The 21915-nt window shown below is 71.4% G+C and carries 21 protein-coding genes; 11 read left to right on the forward strand and 10 right to left on the reverse strand.

Annotated features, from left to right (window positions below):
• The first annotated feature begins 49 nt into the window (after positions 1-49).
• From ACIRU3_RS27065 to folE, 5 genes are all read left to right on the forward strand, one after another.
• Positions 50-1183 (forward strand): zinc-dependent metalloprotease, encoded by a 1134-nt coding sequence (locus ACIRU3_RS27065; RefSeq protein ID WP_404061093.1) that lies wholly within the window; start codon positions 50-52, stop codon positions 1181-1183.
• Between the two features lie 192 nt (positions 1184-1375).
• Complete coding sequence (gene tilS, locus ACIRU3_RS27070; protein ID WP_404061096.1) at positions 1376-2446, forward strand: tRNA lysidine(34) synthetase TilS; 1071 nt, start codon at positions 1376-1378, stop codon at positions 2444-2446.
• Between the two features lie 85 nt (positions 2447-2531).
• Positions 2532-3092 carry a hypoxanthine phosphoribosyltransferase gene (gene hpt / locus ACIRU3_RS27075; protein ID WP_404061098.1) on the forward strand — a complete coding sequence of 187 codons (561 nt, stop codon included), beginning with the start codon at positions 2532-2534 and terminating at the stop codon, positions 3090-3092.
• Between the two features lie 195 nt (positions 3093-3287).
• On the forward strand, positions 3288-5327 hold the full coding sequence (ftsH, locus tag ACIRU3_RS27080) for an ATP-dependent zinc metalloprotease FtsH (RefSeq protein ID WP_404061101.1): 2040 nt from the start codon (positions 3288-3290) through the stop codon (positions 5325-5327).
• A 131-nt stretch (positions 5328-5458) separates the two neighbouring features.
• Positions 5459-6064: a GTP cyclohydrolase I FolE gene (folE, locus tag ACIRU3_RS27085; protein ID WP_361229923.1), complete on the forward strand. Its 606-nt coding sequence runs from the start codon at positions 5459-5461 to the stop codon at positions 6062-6064.
• A gap of 22 nt (positions 6065-6086) precedes the next feature.
• Here folE and ACIRU3_RS27090 read toward each other — a convergent pair whose 3' ends face one another.
• The 6 genes from ACIRU3_RS27090 to ACIRU3_RS27115 all read right to left on the reverse strand — a co-directional run bounded on the left by ACIRU3_RS27090 (position 6087) and on the right by ACIRU3_RS27115 (position 11257).
• On the reverse strand, positions 6087-6575 hold the full coding sequence (locus ACIRU3_RS27090; RefSeq protein ID WP_404061105.1) for a DUF3180 domain-containing protein: 489 nt from the start codon (positions 6573-6575) through the stop codon (positions 6087-6089).
• A 57-nt stretch (positions 6576-6632) separates the two neighbouring features.
• Positions 6633-7244, reverse strand: coding sequence for a 2-amino-4-hydroxy-6-hydroxymethyldihydropteridine diphosphokinase (gene folK / locus ACIRU3_RS27095; protein ID WP_404061108.1), 612 nt, complete (start codon positions 7242-7244; stop codon positions 6633-6635).
• Positions 7241-7600 carry a dihydroneopterin aldolase gene (gene folB / locus ACIRU3_RS27100; RefSeq protein WP_404061111.1) on the reverse strand — a complete coding sequence of 120 codons (360 nt, stop codon included), beginning with the start codon at positions 7598-7600 and terminating at the stop codon, positions 7241-7243. Before folB ends, folK begins: the two co-directional genes overlap by 4 nt.
• A gap of 249 nt (positions 7601-7849) precedes the next feature.
• A complete protein-coding gene (locus ACIRU3_RS27105; protein WP_404061114.1) occupies positions 7850-8389 on the reverse strand; it encodes a nuclear transport factor 2 family protein in 540 nt (179 codons plus the stop codon).
• A complete protein-coding gene (folP, locus tag ACIRU3_RS27110) occupies positions 8386-9306 on the reverse strand; it encodes a dihydropteroate synthase (RefSeq protein ID WP_404061117.1) in 921 nt (306 codons plus the stop codon). The genes ACIRU3_RS27105 and folP overlap by 4 nt, the downstream gene beginning before the upstream one ends.
• Before the next feature lie 136 nt (positions 9307-9442).
• The gene (locus ACIRU3_RS27115; RefSeq protein ID WP_404061120.1) at positions 9443-11257 is read right to left on the reverse strand and encodes a phosphatidylglycerol lysyltransferase domain-containing protein; all 1815 of its coding nucleotides are present in this window, start codon (positions 11255-11257) and stop codon (positions 9443-9445) included.
• A gap of 225 nt (positions 11258-11482) precedes the next feature.
• On the opposite strand from ACIRU3_RS27115, the gene ACIRU3_RS27120 reads away from it, so the two are divergent.
• Positions 11483-12610, forward strand: coding sequence for an alpha/beta hydrolase (locus ACIRU3_RS27120; protein WP_404061123.1), 1128 nt, complete (start codon positions 11483-11485; stop codon positions 12608-12610).
• 95 nt (positions 12611-12705) lie between these two features.
• A complete protein-coding gene (locus ACIRU3_RS27125; protein WP_404061126.1) occupies positions 12706-13941 on the forward strand; it encodes a hypothetical protein in 1236 nt (411 codons plus the stop codon).
• Between the two features lie 49 nt (positions 13942-13990).
• Here ACIRU3_RS27125 and ACIRU3_RS27130 read toward each other — a convergent pair whose 3' ends face one another.
• The gene (locus tag ACIRU3_RS27130) at positions 13991-15316 is read right to left on the reverse strand and encodes a PH domain-containing protein (RefSeq protein ID WP_404061129.1); all 1326 of its coding nucleotides are present in this window, start codon (positions 15314-15316) and stop codon (positions 13991-13993) included.
• Positions 15313-15816, reverse strand: coding sequence for a PH domain-containing protein (locus ACIRU3_RS27135; protein WP_404061132.1), 504 nt, complete (start codon positions 15814-15816; stop codon positions 15313-15315). Before ACIRU3_RS27135 ends, ACIRU3_RS27130 begins: the two co-directional genes overlap by 4 nt.
• A gap of 31 nt (positions 15817-15847) precedes the next feature.
• Between ACIRU3_RS27135 and ACIRU3_RS27140 the strand changes: the two genes are divergently transcribed.
• Complete coding sequence (locus ACIRU3_RS27140; protein WP_404061135.1) at positions 15848-16996, forward strand: NADH-quinone oxidoreductase subunit D; 1149 nt, start codon at positions 15848-15850, stop codon at positions 16994-16996.
• A 55-nt stretch (positions 16997-17051) separates the two neighbouring features.
• On the opposite strand, the gene ACIRU3_RS27145 is transcribed toward ACIRU3_RS27140, so the two are convergent.
• Positions 17052-18188 carry an SAM-dependent methyltransferase gene (locus tag ACIRU3_RS27145; RefSeq protein ID WP_404061138.1) on the reverse strand — a complete coding sequence of 379 codons (1137 nt, stop codon included), beginning with the start codon at positions 18186-18188 and terminating at the stop codon, positions 17052-17054.
• 118 nt (positions 18189-18306) lie between these two features.
• On the opposite strand from ACIRU3_RS27145, the gene ACIRU3_RS27150 reads away from it, so the two are divergent.
• Both ACIRU3_RS27150 and ACIRU3_RS27155 read left to right on the forward strand, forming a co-directional pair.
• On the forward strand, positions 18307-19512 hold the full coding sequence (locus tag ACIRU3_RS27150; protein WP_404061141.1) for a sensor histidine kinase: 1206 nt from the start codon (positions 18307-18309) through the stop codon (positions 19510-19512).
• A 104-nt stretch (positions 19513-19616) separates the two neighbouring features.
• On the forward strand, positions 19617-20288 hold the full coding sequence (locus tag ACIRU3_RS27155) for a response regulator (protein ID WP_404061144.1): 672 nt from the start codon (positions 19617-19619) through the stop codon (positions 20286-20288).
• 110 nt (positions 20289-20398) lie between these two features.
• Here the strand turns inward: ACIRU3_RS27155 and ACIRU3_RS27160 are convergent, their stop codons facing one another.
• Positions 20399-21502 (reverse strand): DUF5937 family protein, encoded by a 1104-nt coding sequence (locus ACIRU3_RS27160; protein WP_404061147.1) that lies wholly within the window; start codon positions 21500-21502, stop codon positions 20399-20401.
• A gap of 161 nt (positions 21503-21663) precedes the next feature.
• Here ACIRU3_RS27160 and ACIRU3_RS27165 point away from each other — a divergent pair, with 161 nt between their 5' ends.
• On the forward strand, positions 21664-21873 hold the full coding sequence (locus ACIRU3_RS27165) for a hypothetical protein (RefSeq protein ID WP_404061150.1): 210 nt from the start codon (positions 21664-21666) through the stop codon (positions 21871-21873).
• Positions 21874-21915 lie beyond the last annotated feature (42 nt).

The following is a 21915-nucleotide window of genomic DNA, read 5'->3' on the forward strand; positions in this document are numbered from 1 at the left end:
CGGCCCCCATGGCCTGCCCCGACGGGGAGTGCTCACGTACCGTTGACACATGACGAGCTTCGGTGGCACCGCATCTCCCGGGATGGTCGACTGGAACCTCGCGGTGGCAACCGCGACACGGCTCGTACGACCGGGCCCCGAAGTCAGCCGTGACGAGGCCAGGTCCGTCGTCGCGGAGCTGCGCCGGCACGCGAAAGCCTCGGAACGACACGTCCGGGGCTTCACTCGTATGGGCACCGACGAGACCCACGCCACCCCCGTCCTCGTGGTCGACCGCCCCGGCTGGGTCCGGGCGAACGTCGCCGGCTTCCGTGAGATCCTCAAGCCCCTCCTGGAGAAGATGCAGGAACGGCGCGGCAGCAGCCCCGGCAACGCCGTGCTCGGCGCCGTCGGCGGCAAGGTCACCGGCGTCGAACTCGGCATGCTGCTGTCCTTCCTCTCCTCCCGCGTCCTCGGCCAGTACGAGACCTTCGCGCCCGCCTCCCGCGACCTCCCGGCCGGCGAGAACGGTGGCGGCCGACTCCTCCTCGTCGCGCCCAACATCGTCCACGTGGAGCGCGAACTCGACGTCGAGCCGCACGACTTCCGTCTGTGGGTGTGCCTGCACGAGGAGACCCACCGCACGCAGTTCACCGCCGTGCCCTGGCTCCGCGACCACCTCGAGGGTGAAATCCAGTCGTTTTTGGCGGAGACCGACGTCGACCCGATGACCGTCCTGGAACGCGTCCGGGAGGCCGCCCAGTCCCTCGCGGGCGGCCGACCCGAGGGCGAGGAGGACGACGGCGGACGCTCCTTCGTGGAACTCGTCCAGACCCCGGCCCAGCGCGAGATCCTCGGCCGGCTCACCGCCGTCATGTCCCTGCTGGAGGGCCACGCCGACTTCGTCATGGACGGAGTGGGCCCGGACGTCGTACCGACCGTCGGCGAGATCCGCGAGAAGTTCCAGCAGCGCCGCGCCAAGGGCGCCTCCCGCCTGGACCTCGCCCTGCGCAAGCTCCTCGGTCTGGACGCCAAACTCAGGCAGTACCGGGACGGTGAACGCTTCGTACGATCCGTCGTCGACCAGGTCGGCATGGACGGCTTCAACCGCGTGTGGACATCCCCCAACACCCTGCCCACCAAGGCGGAGATCGCCAAACCGGCGGACTGGGTCGCACGGGTGCACCGCAAGGCCGAGTCGTGAACCGTGCGGGACGTCGTGAACCGAATCCGGCCGACGGCAGGCGAACGCCCCTTCAATCACCCGTCCGAGGGACCGTGAGCCATGGGTAGGCGTGCAATGCTCGGGGAACGGCCCGCTTCTGTCACCATCTACACACTCTGAGTGACCGAATCTCGGGCTCACCCCCCGAAAACTTCATGAAGGGAACCGGACATGGGTCCCCATCCTGCGGTCGCGGCGATACGCCTGGCGGTCCGCCGCGTCCTTCACGACATCCTCACCGACCACAGTCGCACTCCCGGAGCAGTAGCGAGAGCCGCCGCCGCAGTCACGGAAGCAGCCCGCGCACCGAGCCACGACGAGCGCACCCCCTCCGCGCTCGTGCTCGTCGCGTGTTCCGGCGGCGCCGACTCCATGGCGCTCGCCTCCGCCCTCGCCTTCGAGGCCCCCAAGCTCGGCATCCGCGCCGGTGGCATCACCGTGGACCACGGCCTCCAGCCAGGCTCCGACCTCCGCGCCGACGAGGTCGTCCTCAGGCTGCGCGAACTCGGCCTCGGACCCGTCGAGTCCATCGCCGTGACCGTCGGCCGCGACGGCGGCCCCGAGGCCGCCGCCCGAGACGCCCGCTACGCCGCGCTCGATGCCGCGGCCGAACGTCACGGCGCCACCGCGGTCCTGCTCGGTCACACCCGCGACGACCAGGCGGAAACCGTCCTGCTCGGACTCGCCCGCGGCTCCGGCATCCGCTCCCTGTCCGGAATGGCCGCGGTCTCGGGGGCCGACGGCCGTTACCGGCGTCCCTTCCTGTGCCTCGACCGGCAGACCGCGCGCAAGGCCTGCATGGCCCAGTCCCTGCCCGTCTGGGACGACCCGCACAACGCCGACCCCGCCTACACCCGCTCCCGGCTCAGGCACGAGGGCCTGCCCGCCCTCGAGAAGGCCCTCGGCAAAGGCGTCGTGGGGGCCCTCGCCCGCACCGCCCAGCTCTCCCGCGACGACGCCGACGCCCTCGACTCCTGGGCCAGCCAGGCCGATGCCTCCGTACGCGACGCCATGGGCCTCCTGGAGTGCGCCAAGCTCTACGCCCTCCCGCCCGCCGTACGCCGCCGCATCCTGCGCCGTGCCGCCATCGAGGCCGGTGCCCCGGCCGGATCCCTCTTCGCCCGCCACATCGAGGAAGTCGACCGGCTGATCACGGGCTGGCGCGGCCAGGGAGCCATCAATCTCCCCGGCAAAGTCGTCGCCCAGCGCCAGGGTGGCAGACTGGTGATTCGGCAAGGCTGAATCCCGACCCAGGAGCGACCCTCCGACGGTGGCCGGGCAGCCGGTCGCCGTAAGTGCGGCCGTAAGTGCGGGACGACCGAAAGTGATGCGGGTGGACGCGAAAGACATGGGTGCCGACCTCAAGCAGGTGCTCATCACCAAGGAAGAGATCGACGCGAAGCTGGCCGAGCTGGCCGCGAAGATCGACGCGGAGTACGCGGGCAAGGACCTGCTCATCGTCGGTGTCCTCAAGGGCGCCGTGATGGTCATGGCGGACCTCGCCCGGGCGCTGTCCACCCCCGTCACCATGGACTGGATGGCCGTGTCCTCCTACGGCGCGGGCACCCAGTCCTCCGGGGTCGTGCGGATCCTCAAGGACCTGGACACCGACATCAAGGGCAGGCACGTCCTGATCGTCGAGGACATCATCGACTCCGGCCTGACCCTGTCCTGGCTGATCAACAACCTTGGCTCCCGCGAGCCCGCCTCCCTGAACGTGTGCACGCTGTTGCGCAAGCCGGACGCGGCCAAGGTCGCGATCGACGTGGAGTGGGTCGGCTTCGACATCGCGAACGAATTCGTCGTCGGCTACGGCCTCGACTACGCCGAGAAGTACCGCAACCTGCCGTTCGTCGGTACGCTCGCGCCTCACGTCTACGGCGGCTGAGCCAACCGGACCAGCTCTTGTAAGACGACCGGGAACCCCAGCGGGTTTCGCGCCGTTGGAGCATGCAGAGACGGGATTGCCTGCCGTCCGCGCCACTCCGTGCGGCTTCGGACAACAATGCTGGGGTACCGTCAGAAGAACTGTCTTATCAAACTCACTATGGCAGGAGGGACGGGGCGGCTCCGCTCCGTATGGATGGACGTGAAGCGATACTTCCGTGGGCCGGTCATGTGGATCGTGCTGGCCGTCCTTGCCGTGGTCGTGTTGATGCAGGTCGTCGGCTCGTCCGGCGGCTACAAGACGGTGGACACCGGCCAGGTCGTGGCGGCGATCAACGAGAACAAGGTCGAGTCGGCCAAGCTCACCACCGGTGACGAGCAGACCATCAAGGTCACCCTCAAGGACGGCCAGAAGGTCGAGGGCAGCTCGAAGATCCAGGCGAGCTACATCGGCGACCAGGGCGTGACCATCGCCGGCACCCTGCAGGGCAAATACCAGGACAAGCAGATTCCGGACGGCTACACAGTCTCGCCGTCCAAGCAGAACCCGTTCGTCGGCGTGCTGCTCTCGCTGCTGCCCTTCGTACTGATCGTGGTCGTGTTCCTGTTCCTGATGAATCAGATGCAGGGCGGCGGCTCCCGGGTCATGAACTTCGGCAAGTCCAAGGCGAAGCTCATCACCAAGGACACCCCGAAGACGACCTTCTCCGACGTCGCCGGCTGCGACGAGGCCGTCGAGGAACTCCACGAGATCAAGGAGTTCCTCCAGGAGCCGGCCAAGTTCCAGGCCGTCGGCGCCAAGATCCCCAAGGGTGTGCTCCTCTACGGCCGCCCCGGTACCGGCAAGACGCTCCTCGCGCGCGCCGTCGCCGGCGAGGCCGGAGTGCCCTTCTACTCGATCTCCGGTTCCGACTTCGTCGAGATGTTCGTCGGTGTCGGTGCCTCCCGAGTCCGTGACCTGTTCGAGCAGGCCAAGGCGAACGCCCCGGCGATCGTCTTCGTCGACGAGATCGACGCGGTCGGCCGCCACCGCGGCGCGGGCCTCGGCGGCGGTCACGACGAGCGCGAGCAGACCCTCAACCAGCTGCTGGTCGAGATGGACGGCTTCGACGTCAAGGGCGGCGTGATCCTCATCGCCGCCACGAACCGCCCGGACATCCTGGACCCGGCGCTCCTGCGCCCCGGCCGCTTCGACCGGCAGATCGCCGTCGACCCGCCGGACCTGCAGGGCCGTATGGAGATCCTGAAGGTCCACCAGAAGGGCAAGCCGGTCGCGACCGACGTCGACCTGGCCGCCGTCGCCCGCCGCACCCCGGGCATGACCGGCGCCGACCTCGCCAACGTGCTCAACGAGGCCGCGCTGCTCACCGCCCGCAGTGACCAGAAGCTGATCGACAACAAGGCTCTGGACGAGGCGATCGACCGCGTGGTCGCGGGACCGCAGAAGCGGACCCGGATCATGTCGGACAAGGAGAAGAAGATCACCGCGTACCACGAGGGCGGTCACGCCCTGGTCGCGGCGGCCTCACCGAACTCCGACCCGGTCCACAAGATCACGATCCTCTCCCGCGGCCGTGCCCTCGGCTACACGATGGTGCTGCCGGACGAGGACAAGTACTCGACCACCCGCAACGAGATGCTCGACCAGCTCGCGTACATGCTGGGCGGCCGCGCGGCCGAGGAACTGGTCTTCCACGACCCGACCACCGGCGCCGCCAACGACATCGAGAAGGCCACCAACCTGGCCCGCGCGATGGTCACGCAGTACGGCATGACCGAGCGGCTCGGCGCCATCAAGTTCGGCGGCGACAACAGCGAGCCCTTCCTCGGACGTGAGATGGCTCACCAGCGCGACTACTCGGAAGAGGTCGCCGCGCTGGTCGACGAAGAGGTCAAGAAGCTCATCGAGACCGCTCACAACGAGGCCTGGGAGATCCTGGTCGAGAACCGTGACGTGCTCGACCAGCTCGTCCTTCACCTGCTGGAGAAGGAGACCCTGGGCAAGGAGGAGATCGCCGAGGTCTTCGCCACGATCCACAAGCGCCCGCCGCGGCCCGCCTGGACCGGCTCCTCACGCCGTACCCCTTCCACCCGCCCGCCGGTGCTCTCCCCGAGGGAGCTGGCACTGACGAACGGCGCGAACGGAACGACGGCGGCGATCAGCACGGCCAAGTCCACGTCGGCGGAGTCCGCTCCGCTGACGGAGCAGGCCCCCGAGGACCGCCCCGAGAGCTGACACTTTCGGCCAACCGGCCCGGAATGAATGCCGCGCCCCCCAGGTTTTAGCCTGGGGGGCGCGGCATTTCCGCATGTCCGCAGAGAGAGCGTGTGGCCGCACGCGTGACAGGCACAGGAACGAGGAACCAGATGACCGACCCCGTGACCCTGGACGGCGAGGGCACCATCGGTGAGTTCGATGAGAAGCGTGCCGAGAACGCTGTACGGGAACTGCTGATCGCGGTCGGCGAGGACCCGGACCGTGAGGGCCTCAGGGAGACGCCGGCCCGGGTGGCGCGGGCGTACAAAGAGATCTTCGCGGGCCTGTGGCAGCGGCCCGAGGACGTCCTGACGACGACGTTCGACCTGGGGCACGACGAGATGGTGCTCGTGAAGGACATCGAGGTGTACAGCACCTGCGAACATCATCTGGTGCCGTTCAGGGGGGTCGCCCACGTCGGCTACATCCCGTCCGTGACCGGGAAGATCACCGGTCTGTCCAAGCTGGCCCGGCTCGTGGACGTCTACGCCCGGCGCCCGCAGGTGCAGGAACGGCTCACCACGCAGATAGCGGACTCCCTGATGGAGATCCTGGAGCCGCGGGGCGTGATCGTGGTCGTGGAGTGCGAGCACATGTGCATGTCGATGCGGGGCATCCGCAAGCCGGGCGCGAAGACCATCACCTCGGCGGTACGCGGTCAGCTGCGGGACGCGGCGACGCGGAACGAGGCGATGAGCCTCATCATGGCGCGCTGAACGACGGCTCCGGAGCCGGTGGTCAGGCCACCGGTTCCGCGCCCGTCTGGTTGTGGTCGTCGTCCTCCGGGAGCCTGCAGACCCGCTCAAGGAACAGGGCCGCCACTATCACGCCGATGCCGGCCAGGACCGAGAAGCCGGCGTAGATGGCCTGGTCGCGGCGGGCGGGGATGTCGAGGAGTTCCAGGAGGAAGACGCCCGTGCCGCCGTACATGCCCGCGACCAGGGCGGCCACCAGGGCGCTGGCCTGGCCGAAGACGACCGCTCGGGCGGCCATCAGGGGGTCGACGCCCTTGGCACCGGAGAGGCGCTCGCGCTGGGCCTTGAACCGGGAGCGCAGCGAGAGCGCGGTGGAGAGCAGCACCACCGCGATCAGGGCGAGGACGATGGGGGCGGCCAGGGGGACGCTGGGCAGTGTCCCGATCGAGTTCCAGAGGCGGGCGCCCGCCCAGGACAGGATTCCGGCCACGATGAACACACCGGCCAGCACCCTGATGCGCAGCTCTCTCACGGTGTCCCTTCAGCTCCCCCGGACCGTCCCGGACTGTAGTCGTCTTGACCTTAACGACTACTCGGGCAGTCGGAGTTCCAGGTCCTGGCGGGGCGCGATGCCGTGGCGGGTGACGACCGACAGCAGTTCGGCCACGGCGCCCCTTCCGGGCAGCTGTGCCTGCGGGTCGATGTCGTGCCAGGGCGCGAGCACGAAGGCGCGCTCGTGGGCGCGCGGGTGGGGGAGGGTGAGCTGCGGGTCGTCGGAGGTGACGCCGGCGTAGGCGACGATGTCGACGTCGAGGGTGCGAGCCGCCCAGCGTTCGTCGCGGACCCGGTTGAAGGCCTCCTCGACGGCGTGGGCGCGCTCCAGCAGGGAGGACGGGGGGAGGGTGGTCTTGAGGACCACGACGGCGTTGAAGTAGGAGGGCTGGCTGCCCGGTTCGACGCCCCACGGCTCGGTCTCGTAGACCGGCGACACGGCTTTCACGCGGACGCCGGGGGTGTCCTCCAGGGCGTCGACGGCTCCCTGGAGGGTCTCCAGGCGGTTGCCGAGATTGGAGCCGATGGAGATCACGGCCCATTTCGGGTTGCTCAGTGTCGTGTCGGCGGCGTCGACCTGTTCGACGACCGAGGCGGGCACGGGCTGGACGGTCGGGTCGCTGTGACCCTGGGCGAAAGGTCGGGTCATACTCGGCTCCGGGTGATGGTGACGGTCACGTCGTCGAAGGGGACGGTGATCGGGGCGTCCGGCTTGTGGACACGGACCTCGACCTCCTGGACCCCGTCGTGCTTCAGGCAGGTCCGGGCGATCCGCTCGGCGAGGGTCTCGATGAGGTTCACCGGCTCGCCCTCGACCACGGCCACGACCTCCTCGGCCACGACGCCGTAGTGCACGGTCTTCGTCAGGTCGTCGTCGGCCGCGGCCGGCCGGGTGTCCAGGCCAAGGACGAGGTCCACGATGAAGGTCTGGCCCTCCTCGCGCTCCTTGGGGAACACGCCGTGGTGCCCGCGGGCCTTCAGGCCGCGCAGCGCGACACGATCCACGCGAATCACTCCTGCAATCGTCGGGAACGGCCGGACGGTGTCGCGTGCGGGCGGCACGCCGGCCTCAGACGAATCTACCTGCGGGCACTGACACGACCGGGTCACCGGAGCGCGGACCCGGGTGGGGATCCGGAGGCTTCACCGTGTGTTTCCCCTGGGGAACCCGGTCGCGTCATGGGCTGGTAGCCGCACATACCCCCGGGTAGGTGATTCCAACCACTTCTTGGTCCTTGTGGGGCGCGTACCCGTTCACGTGCGGGGGGTGTCGTCCGGATCCACGCCGTCTACTCCGTTTTGGTTGCTTTCGTCTTCCTCGTCGGTTCCGGCCAGTACGGGGGAGGCGTGGTGCGACCACAGTTTCCAGCCGGTGGTTGTGCGCCGGAACACGTTCGTGGCGACGACGAGCTGGCCGACCAGGGGGCCCAGTTCCGCGCCGTCCTCGGGGGCCGGGCCGCCGCTGAGGATGTTCTCGGTGCAGGTGACGAGGGCGGTGTCGCCGGTGACGGAGACGTGCACGTCGGTGAGGAAGAACTGGATGTAGTCGGTGTTCGCCATGATCAGCGCGTACGACCTGAGCACCTCGGTGCGGCCGGTGAGCACCGGCCAGCCGGGGTGGACGCAGGAGATCACGCCGGTGTCCGCCGGGTCGTGGTACTCCTCGTCGACGCCCAGGTCGGCGGGGGTGAGCCAGAGCGCGGACAGCTCCTCGAAGTCACCGCGCTCCATCGTCTCGTAGAAGGCGGTGTTGGCGGCCTCCACCTGCTCGACGTCGGTGTGGGGGGCGCTCACCGGGTTCCTTCCGGGTGCGCTCCGCGCTCGCCTTCCGGGCCCGGTGAGGACTCTGCCGTACGCGCTCCCTCCACGGCCCGTGCCACCCGTACCGCGTCCGCCGTGGCGCGTACCTCGTGGACACGCACCACCCATGCGCCGGCGTGCGCCGCGAGCGCGGAGACGGCGGCCGTGGCGGCGTCGCGCTCGCGGGCCGGCGGGGGTGCGCTCGCCGGGCCGGCGAGCACACGGCCGAGGAACCGTTTGCGGGAGGCGGCGACGAGCAGGGGGTGGCCGAGGACGCGCAGGCGGTCGAGGTGGGCGAGGAGGGTGAGGTCGTGCTCGGCCTCCTTGGAGAAACCGAGGCCGGGGTCGACGACGATGCGGTCGGGGGCGATGCCGCCCGCGAGAACGGCCTCCACGCGCGTGCGCAGTTCGTCCACGACTTCGGCGACGACGTCCTCGTACACGCCCTTGACGTTGCCGCCGTCGAGGAAGCCGCGCCAGTGCATGACGACGAAGGGGGCGCCGGTGGCGGCGACCACGGGGATCATCGCGGGGTCGGCGAGGCCGCCGCTGACGTCGTTGACGAGGGCGGCGCCGGCCGCGAGGGCCTGTTCGGCGACGCAGGCGCGCATGGTGTCGACGGAGACGGCCACGCCTTCGGAGGCGAGGCCGCGGACGACGGGGATGACGCGCCTGAGTTCCTCGGCCTCGTCGACGCGGGTGGCGCCGGGGCGGGTGGACTCGCCGCCGACGTCGACCAGGTCCGCGCCCTCGGCGACCAGGTCCAGGCCGTGCTTGACGGCGGCGGTCGTGTCGAACCAGCGGCCGCCGTCGGAGAAGGAATCGGGGGTCACGTTCACGACCCCCATGACCGCGCACCGGTCCCATTCCGGAAGGCCTGCCACTCGACCACGCCCGCTGAGGTTGTTCATATGTTCAGCGTAGGCCCAGGGCGGCGCCGCGAACGCGCCGCGGCCCGGGCGGAAGCCCCGTACTGGAGGGGGGTGGGGCTTCCTGCCCGGGCCGGTCGGGGCCGAGCCGGCCGCGCACGGGGCCGGCCGTCCGGGGTCAGGCGGCTCGGACGTCGCGTTCCGCGACGGCGTGCGCGCAGGGGCGCTCGGCGGCCGCCTTGCGCCGGCGCAGGAAGCGCGGCAGCGGCAGGGCCAGGTCGACGAAGCCCTCGGCCTGCATGGCGGCGAAGCCGATGCGGGGCAGGTCGCCGGAGGCCCGGTAGACGACGAAGCGCGGTTCCCAGCGCGGCTGGAACTTGGCGTTGAACTTGTACAGCGACTCGATCTGGAACCAGCGGGAGAGGAACACCAGCAGCCCGCGCCAGGCGCGCAGCACCGGGCCCGCCCCGATCTTCTCCCCGCGTGCGAGGGCGGAGCGGAACATCGCGAAGTTCAGCGAGACCCGCGTGATGCCGAACTTGGGGGCGGCCTGCAGGGCGGCCACGATCAGCAGTTCGTTCATGCCGGGGTCGGCGCTGCGGTCGCGGCGCATGAGGTCCAGCGAGACGCCGTCCACGCCCCAGGGCACGAAGTGCAGGACCGCCTTCAGGTCGCCGTACTCGCCGGGCACTTCGTCCTGCTTGTGGGCGGTGGCGATCAGGCAGTCGCCGTCGACGGGGTCGCCGATGCGGCCGAGCGCCATGGAGAAGCCGCGCTCGGTGTCGGTGCCGCGCCAGTCCTCCGCCGCTCGGCGGATGCGCTCCAGCTCGGCCTCGCCGAGGTCACGGATGCGCCGTACCCGGGTTTCGTAGCCGGCCCGCTCGATGCGCTTGACCATCTGGCGCACATTGCGCATCGCGCGTCCGGCGAGCGAGAAATCCGCTACGTCGACCACCGCCTCGTCACCCAGTTCCAGGGCGTCCAGGCCGGTCTCGCGGGTCCACACCTCGCCGCCCGTCTCCGAGCAGCCCATGACGGCCGGTGTCCAGGAGTGTGCCTTGGCCTCGTCCATGAAGCGTTCGATGGCGCCGGGCCAGGCCTCGACGTCGCCGATGGGATCGCCGCTGGCGAGCATGACGCCGGAGACGACGCGGTAGGTGACCGCCGCCTTGCCGCTGGGCGAGAAGACGACCGCCTTGTCGCGGCGCAGCGCGAAGTGGCCGAGGGAGTCGCGGCCGCCGTGCTTGTCGAGCAGGGCGCGCAGGCGGGACTCGTCCTCCTCGGTGAGGCGGGCGGCCGGGTGTTCGGGGCGGAGGGCGAAGTAGATGGTGGTGACCGCGGTCAGCCAGCCGAGGGCGCCGAGCGAGAAGGCGACCGTCCAGGACGTGTTGCCGGCGTAGTCCACGGGGCCCTCGAAGCCGAACAGGCCGTAGACGACATGCGTCAGCCGGTCCGCCAGGCTCGGGTCGCCGACCATGCGGTTCGGGTGGACGCTGACGATGACCAGTCCGAGGCCGAGCGAACCGGCGGCCATCAGGACGAAGTTGGCGAGCGCGCGCCAGCGGCTGCGCGGGTCGGGCAGGGCCGCGAACTCGTCGCGGTGGCGCAGCAGCGGTACGAGCAGCGCCACCGAGATGAGCATGCCGATGACCGAGTGCCGGTACACGAACTGGGCGGCGGCACCGGCCGGCAGCAGCGCGACCGCGGCGCGCCAGGCCCGGCGCTTGCGCCGTTTGAGCCCGTGCGCGAGCAGGAGCAGGAGCACGCCGGCGCTGAGCGAGAGCGCCGCGGCGAAGGGCCCGGTGGAGCCGGGCAGGACCTCGGCGAGAGCGTGCATACGGCTGTGCCGAAAGCGCGGGAACACACCCGCGGCGATGTCCACAACGCCCACGAGGGCGCACGCCCTGGCGACCAGAGCGGGGACGGCCTCGGGGCGCGGGCCGCGCATTATGCGCCGCGCCCGGCTTGATCGGCTCGGAACGTCGCCCGACATTTCCCCATCTATCCTGACAGACATCGCATCCCGTAGTTCTGCGAGAGACCTTGAACCCGGTGCCGATCGGGCATCCGGCGACATTGCGCCCTCTAGGACGGTGTCTCGGGGAGAGAGGTTCACTCCCCTCCGGAAAGTCGGGTCAAAGGCCAAGGAAAGCCCCGGGCAAGTCCTCGCAACGATGCGTGGTGGGCCACGGGCGGAAAGCGCAGGCAGGAACAGCCCATGGGTCTCACGAGCAATAAAGTGCTGGTGCTGGCGGTCGCGTTCGCCGCGGTGCTGTTCGTCGCCACGGTGTGGCTGTGGCCACGGCTGGCCCGGCAGAACTGGCGGGCCGTCAGCGGGCGTGTCGCCCTGCTCCTTGCCACACAGCTGGCTCTCTTCTCCACCCTGGGGGTCGCCGCCAACCAGGCCTTCGGCTTCTACGCGAGCTGGGCGGACCTGTTCGGCAGGGAGACCGACCAGGGCGTCGTCGTCGACCACTCGGCCAACGGCGGCACAGGCGGCCCGCTCCAGGTGCTCTCCACCTCCACGGTGCAGGGTGTGAAGGGCTCCCGGCCGCAGACGGCCGGCCAGATCCATAAGGTCGACATAGTGGGCCGCAAGACCCACATCGCCACACCGGCGTACGTCTACCTGCCGCCCGAGTACTTCCAGCCGCAGTACCGCACGCGTACGTTCCCGGCGGCCGTCGTGCTGACCGGCTACCCCGGTACGGCCCAGGCGCTGGTGGACAAACTGCACTACCCGCGTACGGCGCAGGAGCTGGCCAAGGACGGGCGGATGCAGCCGATGATCCTGGTGATGATGCGGCCGACCGTGGCGCCGCCGCGCGACACCGAGTGCGTGGACGTCCCGGGCGGACCGCAGACCGAGACCTTCTTCGCCAAGGACCTGCCCGAGGCCGTGCTCGCGCACTACCGGGTGGGCAAGCGGCCCGGCAGCTGGGGCATCATCGGCGATTCCACCGGTGGCTACTGCGCGCTGAAGCTCGCCATGCACCACCCGAACGTCTACGCGGCCGGGGCCGGTCTCTCGCCGTACTACAAGGCGCCGATCGATCCCACGACCGGTGACCTCTTCCACGGCGACAAGAATCTGCAGAATCGTGCCGACCTGTGGTGGTTCCTCAAGCACCAGCCCGCGCCCGACACCTCGCTGCTCGTCACCAGCAGCAAGCTCGGGGAACACAACTACAAGGACACGCTCAGGTTCATAGAGCGTGTGCGGGCCACGAACCTGACCCGGATCTCGTCGATCATCCTGGACAGCGGCGGGCACAACTTCAACACCTGGCGGCGGGAGATCCCGCCGACGCTGCAGTGGATCAGCGGACGGCTGAGCGACCGCTGAGCCGGTGCGCCTGATGCCCCGTGAAGCCTGAGGTGTGGCGGTGTTTTTACGGGGCGGGGGTCCACGATTCGCCTACGCGCGGTAAGTTTCTGGCCATGCCACGTGGACGCCATCGCCATTCACCGCCTCTGCACCGGCTTCTGCCTCCGTCGGCGATCGCCGGCGTCTCCGTCGCCTGCGCGCTGGGTCCCTGGGTGTTCTCCGAGGTCACGGTGTTGCGCACGCTGGCAGCGGCCGCCGCGGCGACCGCCGCCGCCGGCGCTGTCGTGATGCGTCGCTGGGACTCCCAGGCGGGCAAGCAGGTCGCCGACCTCACGCGCGCGCGTGCCAGTGACGAGTGGCGCTACGACGAGCGGGTCGCCGAACTGGAGAGCGATCTGGAGGAGTCGCGCGAGCTGCGCACCAAGCTGGAGCAGCGGCTGCGCGCCAAGCGCGCGGAGCTGGCCGGCCTGCGCAACGAGCACGCCGCCCTGCTGCGCCGCTACGCCACCGCCGAGACCGAGCGCGCCAGCGCCCTGGAGGGGCGCCGGCTGCTGGAGATCGAGGCGGCCGTGCCGTCCGGCGCGCCCGCGCTCCCGCCCGCGCGCAGCGCCGAGTCCGAGGTCGTCGACTCGGCGGAGTCCGCCGAGTCCGCCGAGCCCGCTGATTCCGGAAAGTCGGCTGACTCCGCCGAGCCCGCCGACTCCGCCGACGAGAAGCCGAAGGGCGGCGCGGCGTTCTCCACCGGGGGCGCGCAGCTGTTCCTGAAGGCCGCGGTGGCGCTGTCCCGGCTCGACCGTGACGGGGCGTCAGCCAAGGCCATGACGGAGTCCGCCGAGCCCGAGCCCGTGCAGCCCGAGCCCGACCGGGCCGGGTCCGCCGAGGCCTCGGGTGACGGCCCGCAGAACCAGCCCGCGCCGGAGGCCGCTCAGGAGGGCGAGGCGCAGGGGAAGCCCGAGGCGGCCGACGGGCACACGCGCGCGGCCGCCACCTCGACGCTGCCGGACCAGCCCGCCATGCCCGCGGGGCAGCAGCCCTCCGGTCACTTCACGGTGCCGACCGCGGTGGCTGTCGTATCGGCCACGCCCGTGCGGCGTCTGGCGATCGAGGGCGGGTTCGACTTCTTCGGCACCCAGAAGGACGCCTCGTCCGCCGCGCTGGAGTCCGTGCAGAACGAGGACCTCGCGGACGTCGTCGGCCAGGAGGCCCTCGCGCTGCACAAGGCCGAGGCCGAGGCCGAGTTCAAGCCCGCCGACGAGGCGTCGCGCGGCATCGGCCAGGTGATCGACCTGACCGCGCACGACGAGACGGAGCAGATCGACCTGCAGGGGCTGCGCACCGCGGCTTCCTGAGCATCCACCAGGCACCGGGCCCGGTTCACCCGCGAGGGGTGGGCCGGGCTCAGGCCATCCAGCGGTCCGGACGGGCGTCCCTGCGGCCGGTACGGGACCGCTCCGCCTGGGCACGCAGCAGCCGTGCCGCCTCCTCGGCGTCCCGCAGACGGGCCGTGACGGTCTTGCCGGCCCCGGTGTCCACGTGGACACCGGCGAGCCGCCACAGGCGCTCCCAGGGCCCCTGGGTGAGCCGTACGCTCTGCACCTTGGCGTGCGGGACCAGGGACAGGCGGCGGCGCAGCAGACCGTGCCGGGCGGCGAACACCGATCCGGTGACCGCGAGGCCGTGGCCGCGCCACCACACCGGCACGCACCACCCGGCCCGGCGCGGCGGACGGGACAGCGCCGCCGGTACGGTCACGCCGGGCAGCACGCGCGCTATGACCGACTCGGCGACCGCGCGCGGGGCGACCGGCACCAGCACGGAATTGGCGGACCCGGCCACGTCCAGCTCCACCCGCACCCAGCCGCGCCGCCGCCACAGCAGCGGCTCCACGATCCGCACGGTCTGCACCCGCCCCGGCGGCACCGTCTCGTGCGCGCGGTCGAGCAGCCCGTGGTCGATGCGCAGTCCGTCCGGGGACTCGCCCACCGTCCAGTCGTACTCGGTGACGAACCGCCCCGCGCTGCTCGCGCCCGCCGCGCCCAGCAGCGGCAGGCCGACGGCGAGCACCGTCCACACGCTGTGGGTGGTGAGCCACAGCACCGGCGGGACGACGAGGGCGGCGATCAGGGAGCCCCAGGTGGCGCCCGTCAGCACGAGGGAGAGTGCCAGTTCGCGCGGGGGGACGCGCAGCAGTTCGTGTGCCGGCGCCTCACCGACCTCGTGTGCCGTCTCGGGCGCGAAACCCGCCGCGCGGGCCAGCAGCTCCGCGCGCAGGACGCTCGCCTCCTGCTCGCCCAGAAAGGCGAGTTCGTCCTTCTTGTCCGCTCCGACGACATCGATCCGCAGCTTGGCGACACCCGCGACGCGCGCGAGGAGCGGACGCGTGACGTCGACCGCCTGGATGCGCTCAAGACGGATGTGCGCGGTGCGCCGGAACAGCAGCCCGGTGCGTATGCGCAGTTCGGTGTCGGTGACCGCGAAGTGTGTGAACCACCAGGACAGGAAGCCGTAGAGGCCGGCCGCCGGGACCAGCACGGCGAGCCCGATCAGGAGCATGGTGGAGGTCAGCCGCTGCAGCTGTTCCTGCGTGCCGTTCGGGTCGTGCACGGCCCATCCGGCGAGTACGGCGACCGGCGCCCACGCGCGCCGGAACGGCGTGACGGGGTGCAGCCGCCGCTCGGCGACGGGCGGGCGCTCCGTCACGTCCGTGACGTCCGGCGTGGTCACAGCCCCGCCGATCGGGCCTCGCCCAGCTCGGTGAGCCGGTCGCGCAGCCTCTCCGCCTCGGCGGGGTCCAGGCCCGGGATGGCCGCGTCGGTCGCCGCGGCCGCGGTGTGCAGCTGCACGCTGGCCAGCCCGAAGTAGCGCTCCACGGGCCCCGAGGTCACCTCCACCAGCTGCATCCGCCCGTACGGCACCACGGTCTCCTCGCGCCACAGGACACCGCGGGTGATCAGCAGGTCGTCGGCGCGCTCGGCGTACCGCCAGGACCGCCAGTTCCGGCGCAGCAGCCGCCAACCCCATGCGGCCAGGGCCAGTGGGAGCAGCGCGAAGGCGGCCCAGGCCGGTCCCGCGAGCAGGCCGGGCAGCAGCCCCGCCGCGAGGGCGAGCAGGCCCGTCCAGACCACCAGCAGCAGCCGGCGCATGCGCAGCAGCCCGGGCGGCAGTCCCCGCCACACCGGCTCGTCCCCCGTCACCCCGGTCGTCTCCGGGCTCCCCGTATCCATGGGGCCAGCGTACGTAGGGGAAACTGGGTCCATGACTGCGACGGAGACCACGGTCGGCATCGGTGGCGCCGCCGAGAGCACCGACATGGTGCTCAACATCGGCCCCCAGCATCCGTCCACGCACGGCGTGCTGCGGCTCAAGCTCGTGCTGGACGGAGAGCGGATCCAGCACGCGGAGCCGGTGATCGGCTATATGCACCGGGGCGCCGAGAAGCTCTTCGAGGCGCGCGACTACCGGCAGATCATCATGCTCGCCAACCGCCACGACTGGCTGTCGGCGTTCTCGAACGAGCTGGGCGTGGTCCTCGCCGTGGAGCGGATGCTCGGCATGGAGGTCCCCGAGCGGGCGGTGTGGACGCGCACGCTGCTCGCCGAGCTGAACCGGGTGCTGAACCACCTGATGTTCCTCGGGTCCTACCCGCTGGAGCTGGGCGGGATCACGCCGGTCTTCTACGCCTTCCGGGAGCGCGAGGTGCTCCAGAACGTCATGGAGGAGGTCTCCGGCGGGCGCATGCACTACATGTTCAACCGCGTCGGCGGCCTCAAGGAGGACCTGCCGGCCGGATGGAGCACGCGCGCGCGTGCCGCCGTCGCCGCCGTCCGCTCCCGCATGGACGTCTTCGACGACCTGGTGCTCGGCAACGAGATCTTCCGCGGACGTACGCGGGGCGTGGGGACGCTCGCGCCCGAGACCGTGCACGCCTACGGCGTGAGCGGGCCCATCGCGCGCGGCTCGGGCGTCGACTTCGACCTGCGCCGCGACGAGCCGTACCTGGGTTACGGCGACCTCCAGGACACGCTGAAGGTCGTGACCCGCGGCGAGGGCGACTGCCTCGCCCGCTTCGAGTGCCTCCTGGAACAGACCCACAACGCGCTGGACCTCGCGGACGCCTGCCTGGACCGGCTCGCCGAGCTGCCGCCCGGGCCGATCAACCAGCGGCTGCCCAAGGTGCTGAAGGCGCCCGAGGGGCACACGTACGCCTGGACCGAGAACCCGCTCGGCATCAACGGCTACTACCTGGTCAGCAAGGGCGAGAAAACCCCGTACCGGATGAAGCTGCGCTCGGCGTCGTACAACAACATCCAGGTGCTGACCGAACTGCTGCCGGGGACGCTGGTGGCGGACATGGTGGCGATCCTGGGGTCGATGTTCTTCGTGGTCGGGGACATCGACAAGTAGGTCGGGGACATCGACGAACAGGGCGGGCGAGGCGGGCGGGGGCAGGCGGGAGGCCCTAGGTGTCCCGCGGAAGCGGGTCCGGGATGCCCACCGGCTGGAGCAGCCAGCCGAAGTCGCCGAGGCCGCCCGGGGCGGTGAGTTCGGCGGCCTCGCCGGCGCTCGCGAGGGCGCGCACGTAGGCCGAGGGGTCCGTGGAGGCCAGCGCGAGCGGGGGGCGTGCGCCGGTGAGATCGAGAGCGCGCAGGGCGCTGCGTTGCGTGCGGAGGCGCGCGGCGGGGAGCGCGCGCGCTGTGTCGGTGGGTGTACGCGGAGTGTCAGGGGGCGTGGGTGGCTTGCCCGGGGGTGTGCGTGTCGTGTCAGGCGGCGTGTGTGCGGTGTCTAGGAGCGTGTGTGCCGTGCCCGCTGCCGCGCACGCGTCCAGCGCGACGTGTGCCGTGATGTCGCACGACCCGTCCGGTACGGGCGCCGTCTCGCGCCCCTCCCGGAAGCCGGTGAGGGTCCCGAACGGGGGGCGCGCGTCCGCGGTGTGCGTGTAGTCCACGGCGACCGCGAGCCCCCGCGCCACCCGCTCCACGGCCGCCGCCCACGCCAGGTCCCTGGGCAGGCCGATCTCCGCGCGCAGCCCCTGCTCGGCCGGCAACGGCCACCACCGCGCCAGCCAGTGCGCGTCCGCGTCCGACACCGGCCGCCCCAGCCGCTCGGTGCCGTCCGCCGCTACGAGCACCAGCCGGGGCACGCCCGCCGGGTCCACCTCGGCCACGTCGAGGGGCACGTTGTCCAGCCACTCGTTGGCGAACAGCAGCCCCGTGACCGTGTCCGGCAGGTCGCTCAGCCAGGTGATCCGCTCGTCCAGGCCCGCAGGACGGCCGGCGATCTCGACGGCATACCCGCGCGTGCGGGCGGCCACGTCGGCGGGCAGGGCAGCGAGCACGCCGGTGATCAGCTCCCCGCGCCCGGCGCCCAGGTCGACGAAGTCCAGCGTCCGCGGGCGCCCGAGCGCCTCGTCGACCCGGCACAGCAGCCGGGCCACCGCCCGCGCGAACAGCGGGGAGGCGTGCACGGACGTACGGAAGTGCCCGGCAGGGCCCTCGGGCCGCCGGTAGAAGCCGTGCGGCCCGTAGAGCGCCTCCTCGGCCGCCTCCCGCCAGCCGCGTCCCTCGCGGACGCTCTCCGCCGTCGCCTCATCCGTCACCGGGACAGACTAGGCGCACAGGTGATCACTGCCTCCACCTTGCGGAGTATGCGTCCCGGGTGCGGATCGGTCCTCCGGTTGACCCCTGCACACACTTCGCTTCCCTACTCTGGGTTACGTGCAGCGCCTCTATGACTTCCTCCGCAGGCACCCGACATGGGTCGACAGCTTCTGGGCCGTCGTCCTGTTCGGGCTCTCCGGCGTGAGCGTGGTGAGTATCCACGGGGCACCGGACCACCACATGCCGGTCGCCGGGGGCCTGGCGGTGTCCGCCGTCCTCTGCCTCGTCGTCGCGCTGCGCCGCCGCTACCCGGAGCCGATGCTGCTGCTGGCCTTCGCGACCGGGCTGCTGCAACTCGTCCTGAACATCGAGACGACCGTCGCCGACTTCGCCATGCTGGTGATCACCTACACGGTCGCCATGGTCGGCGCGCGCTGGGCCTCGCGGCTGGCGCTCGCGGTGAGCCTGTGCGCGGCGACCCTGGCGCAGGTGCGCTGGCCGGAGGCGCAGACGAGCCTTCTCGGCCAGACGGCGCTGGCGGTGTTCCAGACGGTGCCCTTCGCCCTCGCCTGGGTGCTCGGCGACTCGATGCGCACCCGCCGGGCCTACTTCGCGCAGCTGGAGGAGCGCGCCGCCCGGCTGGAGAGGGAGCGCGAGGCGCAGTCGAAGGTCGCGGTCGCGGCCGAGCGCGCCCGGATCGCACGCGAGCTGCACGACGTCGTCGCGCACAACGTGTCCGTGATGGTGGTCCAGGCCGACGGCGCCGCCTATGTCCTCGACGCCGCCCCCGACCAGGCCAAGAAGGCCCTGGAGACGATCTCCTCCACCGGCCGCCAGGCCCTCGCCGAGATGCGCCGCCTGCTGGGCGTGCTGCGCACCGGCGAGCACCAGGAGAGCGGGGAGTACGTCCCCCAGCCGGACGTCGACCAGATCGACGACCTCGTCGAGCAGTGCCGCAGCTCCGGTCTGCCCGTCGACTTCAAGGTCGAGGGCACCCCGCGCCCGCTGCCCAGTGGGGTGGAGCTGACCGCGTACCGCATCGTGCAGGAGGCGCTCACCAACACCCGCAAGCACGGCGGGCCCAACGCGGGCGCGAGCGTACGGCTGGTCTACTTCGACGACGGGCTCGGCCTGCTCGTCGAGGACGACGGGCAGGGCGCCCCGCACGAGCTGTACGAGGAAGGCGGCGCCGACGGCCAGGGGCACGGCCTGATCGGCATGCGCGAGCGGATCGGCATGGTGGGCGGCACCCTGGACGCGGGGCCGCGCCCGGGCGGAGGATTCCGCATCAGCGCGCTGCTCCCGCTCAAACCGGCGCATTGACGCCGCCGCACGCCCCCTGTTGACACCTGTAACACCCCTGCCGACGGCATCCGAAGACGGCGGACACGGCAACCGAAGACCCGGAAAACACGGAAGAGGACCCGATGGCGATCCGCGTGATGCTCGTCGACGACCAGGTGCTGCTGCGCACCGGGTTCCGGATGGTGCTCGCCGCACAGCCGGACATGGAGGTCGTCGCGGAGGCGGGTGACGGCGTCGAGGCCCTTCAGGTGGTGCGTTCCACCGCCGTCGACGTCGTCCTGATGGACGTGCGCATGCCGAAACTGGACGGCGTGGAGGCCACCCGGCGGATCTGCTCCGAGCCCAACCCGCCGAAGGTGCTGATCCTGACCACCTTCGACCTGGACGAGTACGCCTTCTCCGGGCTGAAGGCGGGCGCCTCCGGTTTCATGCTCAAGGACGTGCCGCCGGGCGAGCTGCTCGCGGCCATCCGCGCCGTGCACAGCGGTGACGCGGTGGTCGCGCCCTCCACCACCCGGCGCCTGCTGGACCGGTTCGCGCCGATGCTGCCCTCCGCCGGCCGGGATCCCCAGCACAAGGAGCTGGAGCGGCTCACCGACCGGGAGCGCGAGGTCATGGTGCTGGTCGCGCAGGGCCTGTCGAACGGTGAGATCGCGGCCCGGCTGGTGCTGTCCGAGGCGACGGTGAAGACCCATGTGGGTCGCATCCTGACCAAGCTCGGTCTGCGCGACCGGGTGCAGGTGGTGGTGCTGGCGTACGAGACCGGACTGGTGCGGGCCGGCGGGCACGGCTGAGGCCGGGCCATCGCGGTCCCGGCGGGCACGGCCGACGCCGGACGGCGGTGCGCCTGGCGGGCACGGCCGACGCCGGACCACCGAGGTCCCGGTCCGTGGACCTCGGCGCCTCAGCGCAGGACGCCCTCGATGAAGTCGCTGCCCAGGCGGGCAACCGCGGACAGGTCCAGCTGGTGCTGGACGTACCGGCCGCGGCGGCCGCTCGTGATCAGGCCCGCTTTCTTCAGCACCGCCAGATGCCGGGATATCTCGGGGGCGGACATGCCGTGCGCGTCCGCCAGTTCGCTGGTGCTGTGCGGGGCGCGGGCCAGATGGCGGCACAGCCGCATCCGCACCGGGTGGGCCAGCGCCTCCAGACGGCGCGTGAGCTGTTCGACGGAGGGCGCCTGGGGGTGGGAGCCGCTGGCGGGATAGGTGATCGTGGGCTGCCAGCCGTACCGGTGCAGCACCATCACATGGGGCCAGCCGAGGCTGGTCGGCACCAGGACGAGGCCGCCGTCGCCGGTGGCCGTGCGGCCCACCAGGAGTTTGTCGACGGTGATGAGCCCGGTCTGCTCGTCCAGTGAGACGGCACCGGAGAGCGAGGAGAGGGCCTCGCCGAGGCCCTTGCGGCGCAGCAGTTCGGTCTTGTGCCGGGCGTCCGCCGCGAGCTGCGGCTGGAGCCGGGCCCAGGTGTCGGCGAAGAACGCTTCGTCGCAGTCGACCATGAGCTGCCGGAACCAGGCGCGGACGGCCGGCGGGTCCTCCAGCAGCCGGAGTGTGAACCGCTCCTGGACGGCACCGCGCGCGGCGGCCAGCTCCAGGGAGCGCCGGCGCAGCTCAGGATCGTCGAGCGGGCCGGGGCCGCTGACGTCGTAACGCAGCTGGCAGGTGAATTCCAGGGCCGCGTGGACGAACTGTTCGTCCGTCAGCTTGTCCAGCTGGTCCAGTTCCTCGGCGAGGGTGGCACCCGGCTGCGCACGCCCGCCGGGAATCCCGGCGAACGGGGCGAAGACGTCGGAGAACGTGGTGCGCCACAGGAATTCCGCCTCGCACAGCCGGTCGGCCAGGCTCGGGTCCAGCCGCGTCGACACCGCGGTCGCCCAGCCCTGCAGCTGCGGGTGATGGCCGGGCTCGCTGAGCGCGTGCAGCGCCATCCCCAGCTCCGCCAGCGGGGAGGGCACGACGGAGACCCGCTCCGGCGGCAGTCCGGTGATGTCGATGGTCACGCTCATGCCCCCATGGTGCACCCGGCCACTGACAGTGCCCCCGTGGATTGACGCCAGCCGTCAATCCACGGGACATCGGCTCTGAGCAGGAGCAATCTGATGCCACCGGGGCAGCCGCGGAGCCCGATCAGTCACCGATCAGCCACGTCCCGAAAAGGCGATCCGCCATGACCATCACCCAGCAGCACCAGTTCGACACCTACCGCGCCCGCCTGCACGGCGAGCCCGAACCGCCCGCGCCGGGCCGCCACGACGTCGGCCTGATGCGCGAACTGCGCGAGTACCGGCGCTTTCGCGCGGTCCTCGCCGAGCGCCCCGCGCTCGCCTGCACGGCGAGCCCGAACCGCCCGCGCCGGGCCGCCACGACGTCGGCCTGATGCGCGAACTGCGCGAGTACCGGCGCTTTCGCGCGGTCCTCG

Source organism: Streptomyces sp. NPDC101151 (assembly GCF_044768335.1).
Classification (GTDB): Bacteria; Actinomycetota; Actinomycetes; order Streptomycetales; family Streptomycetaceae; genus Streptomyces.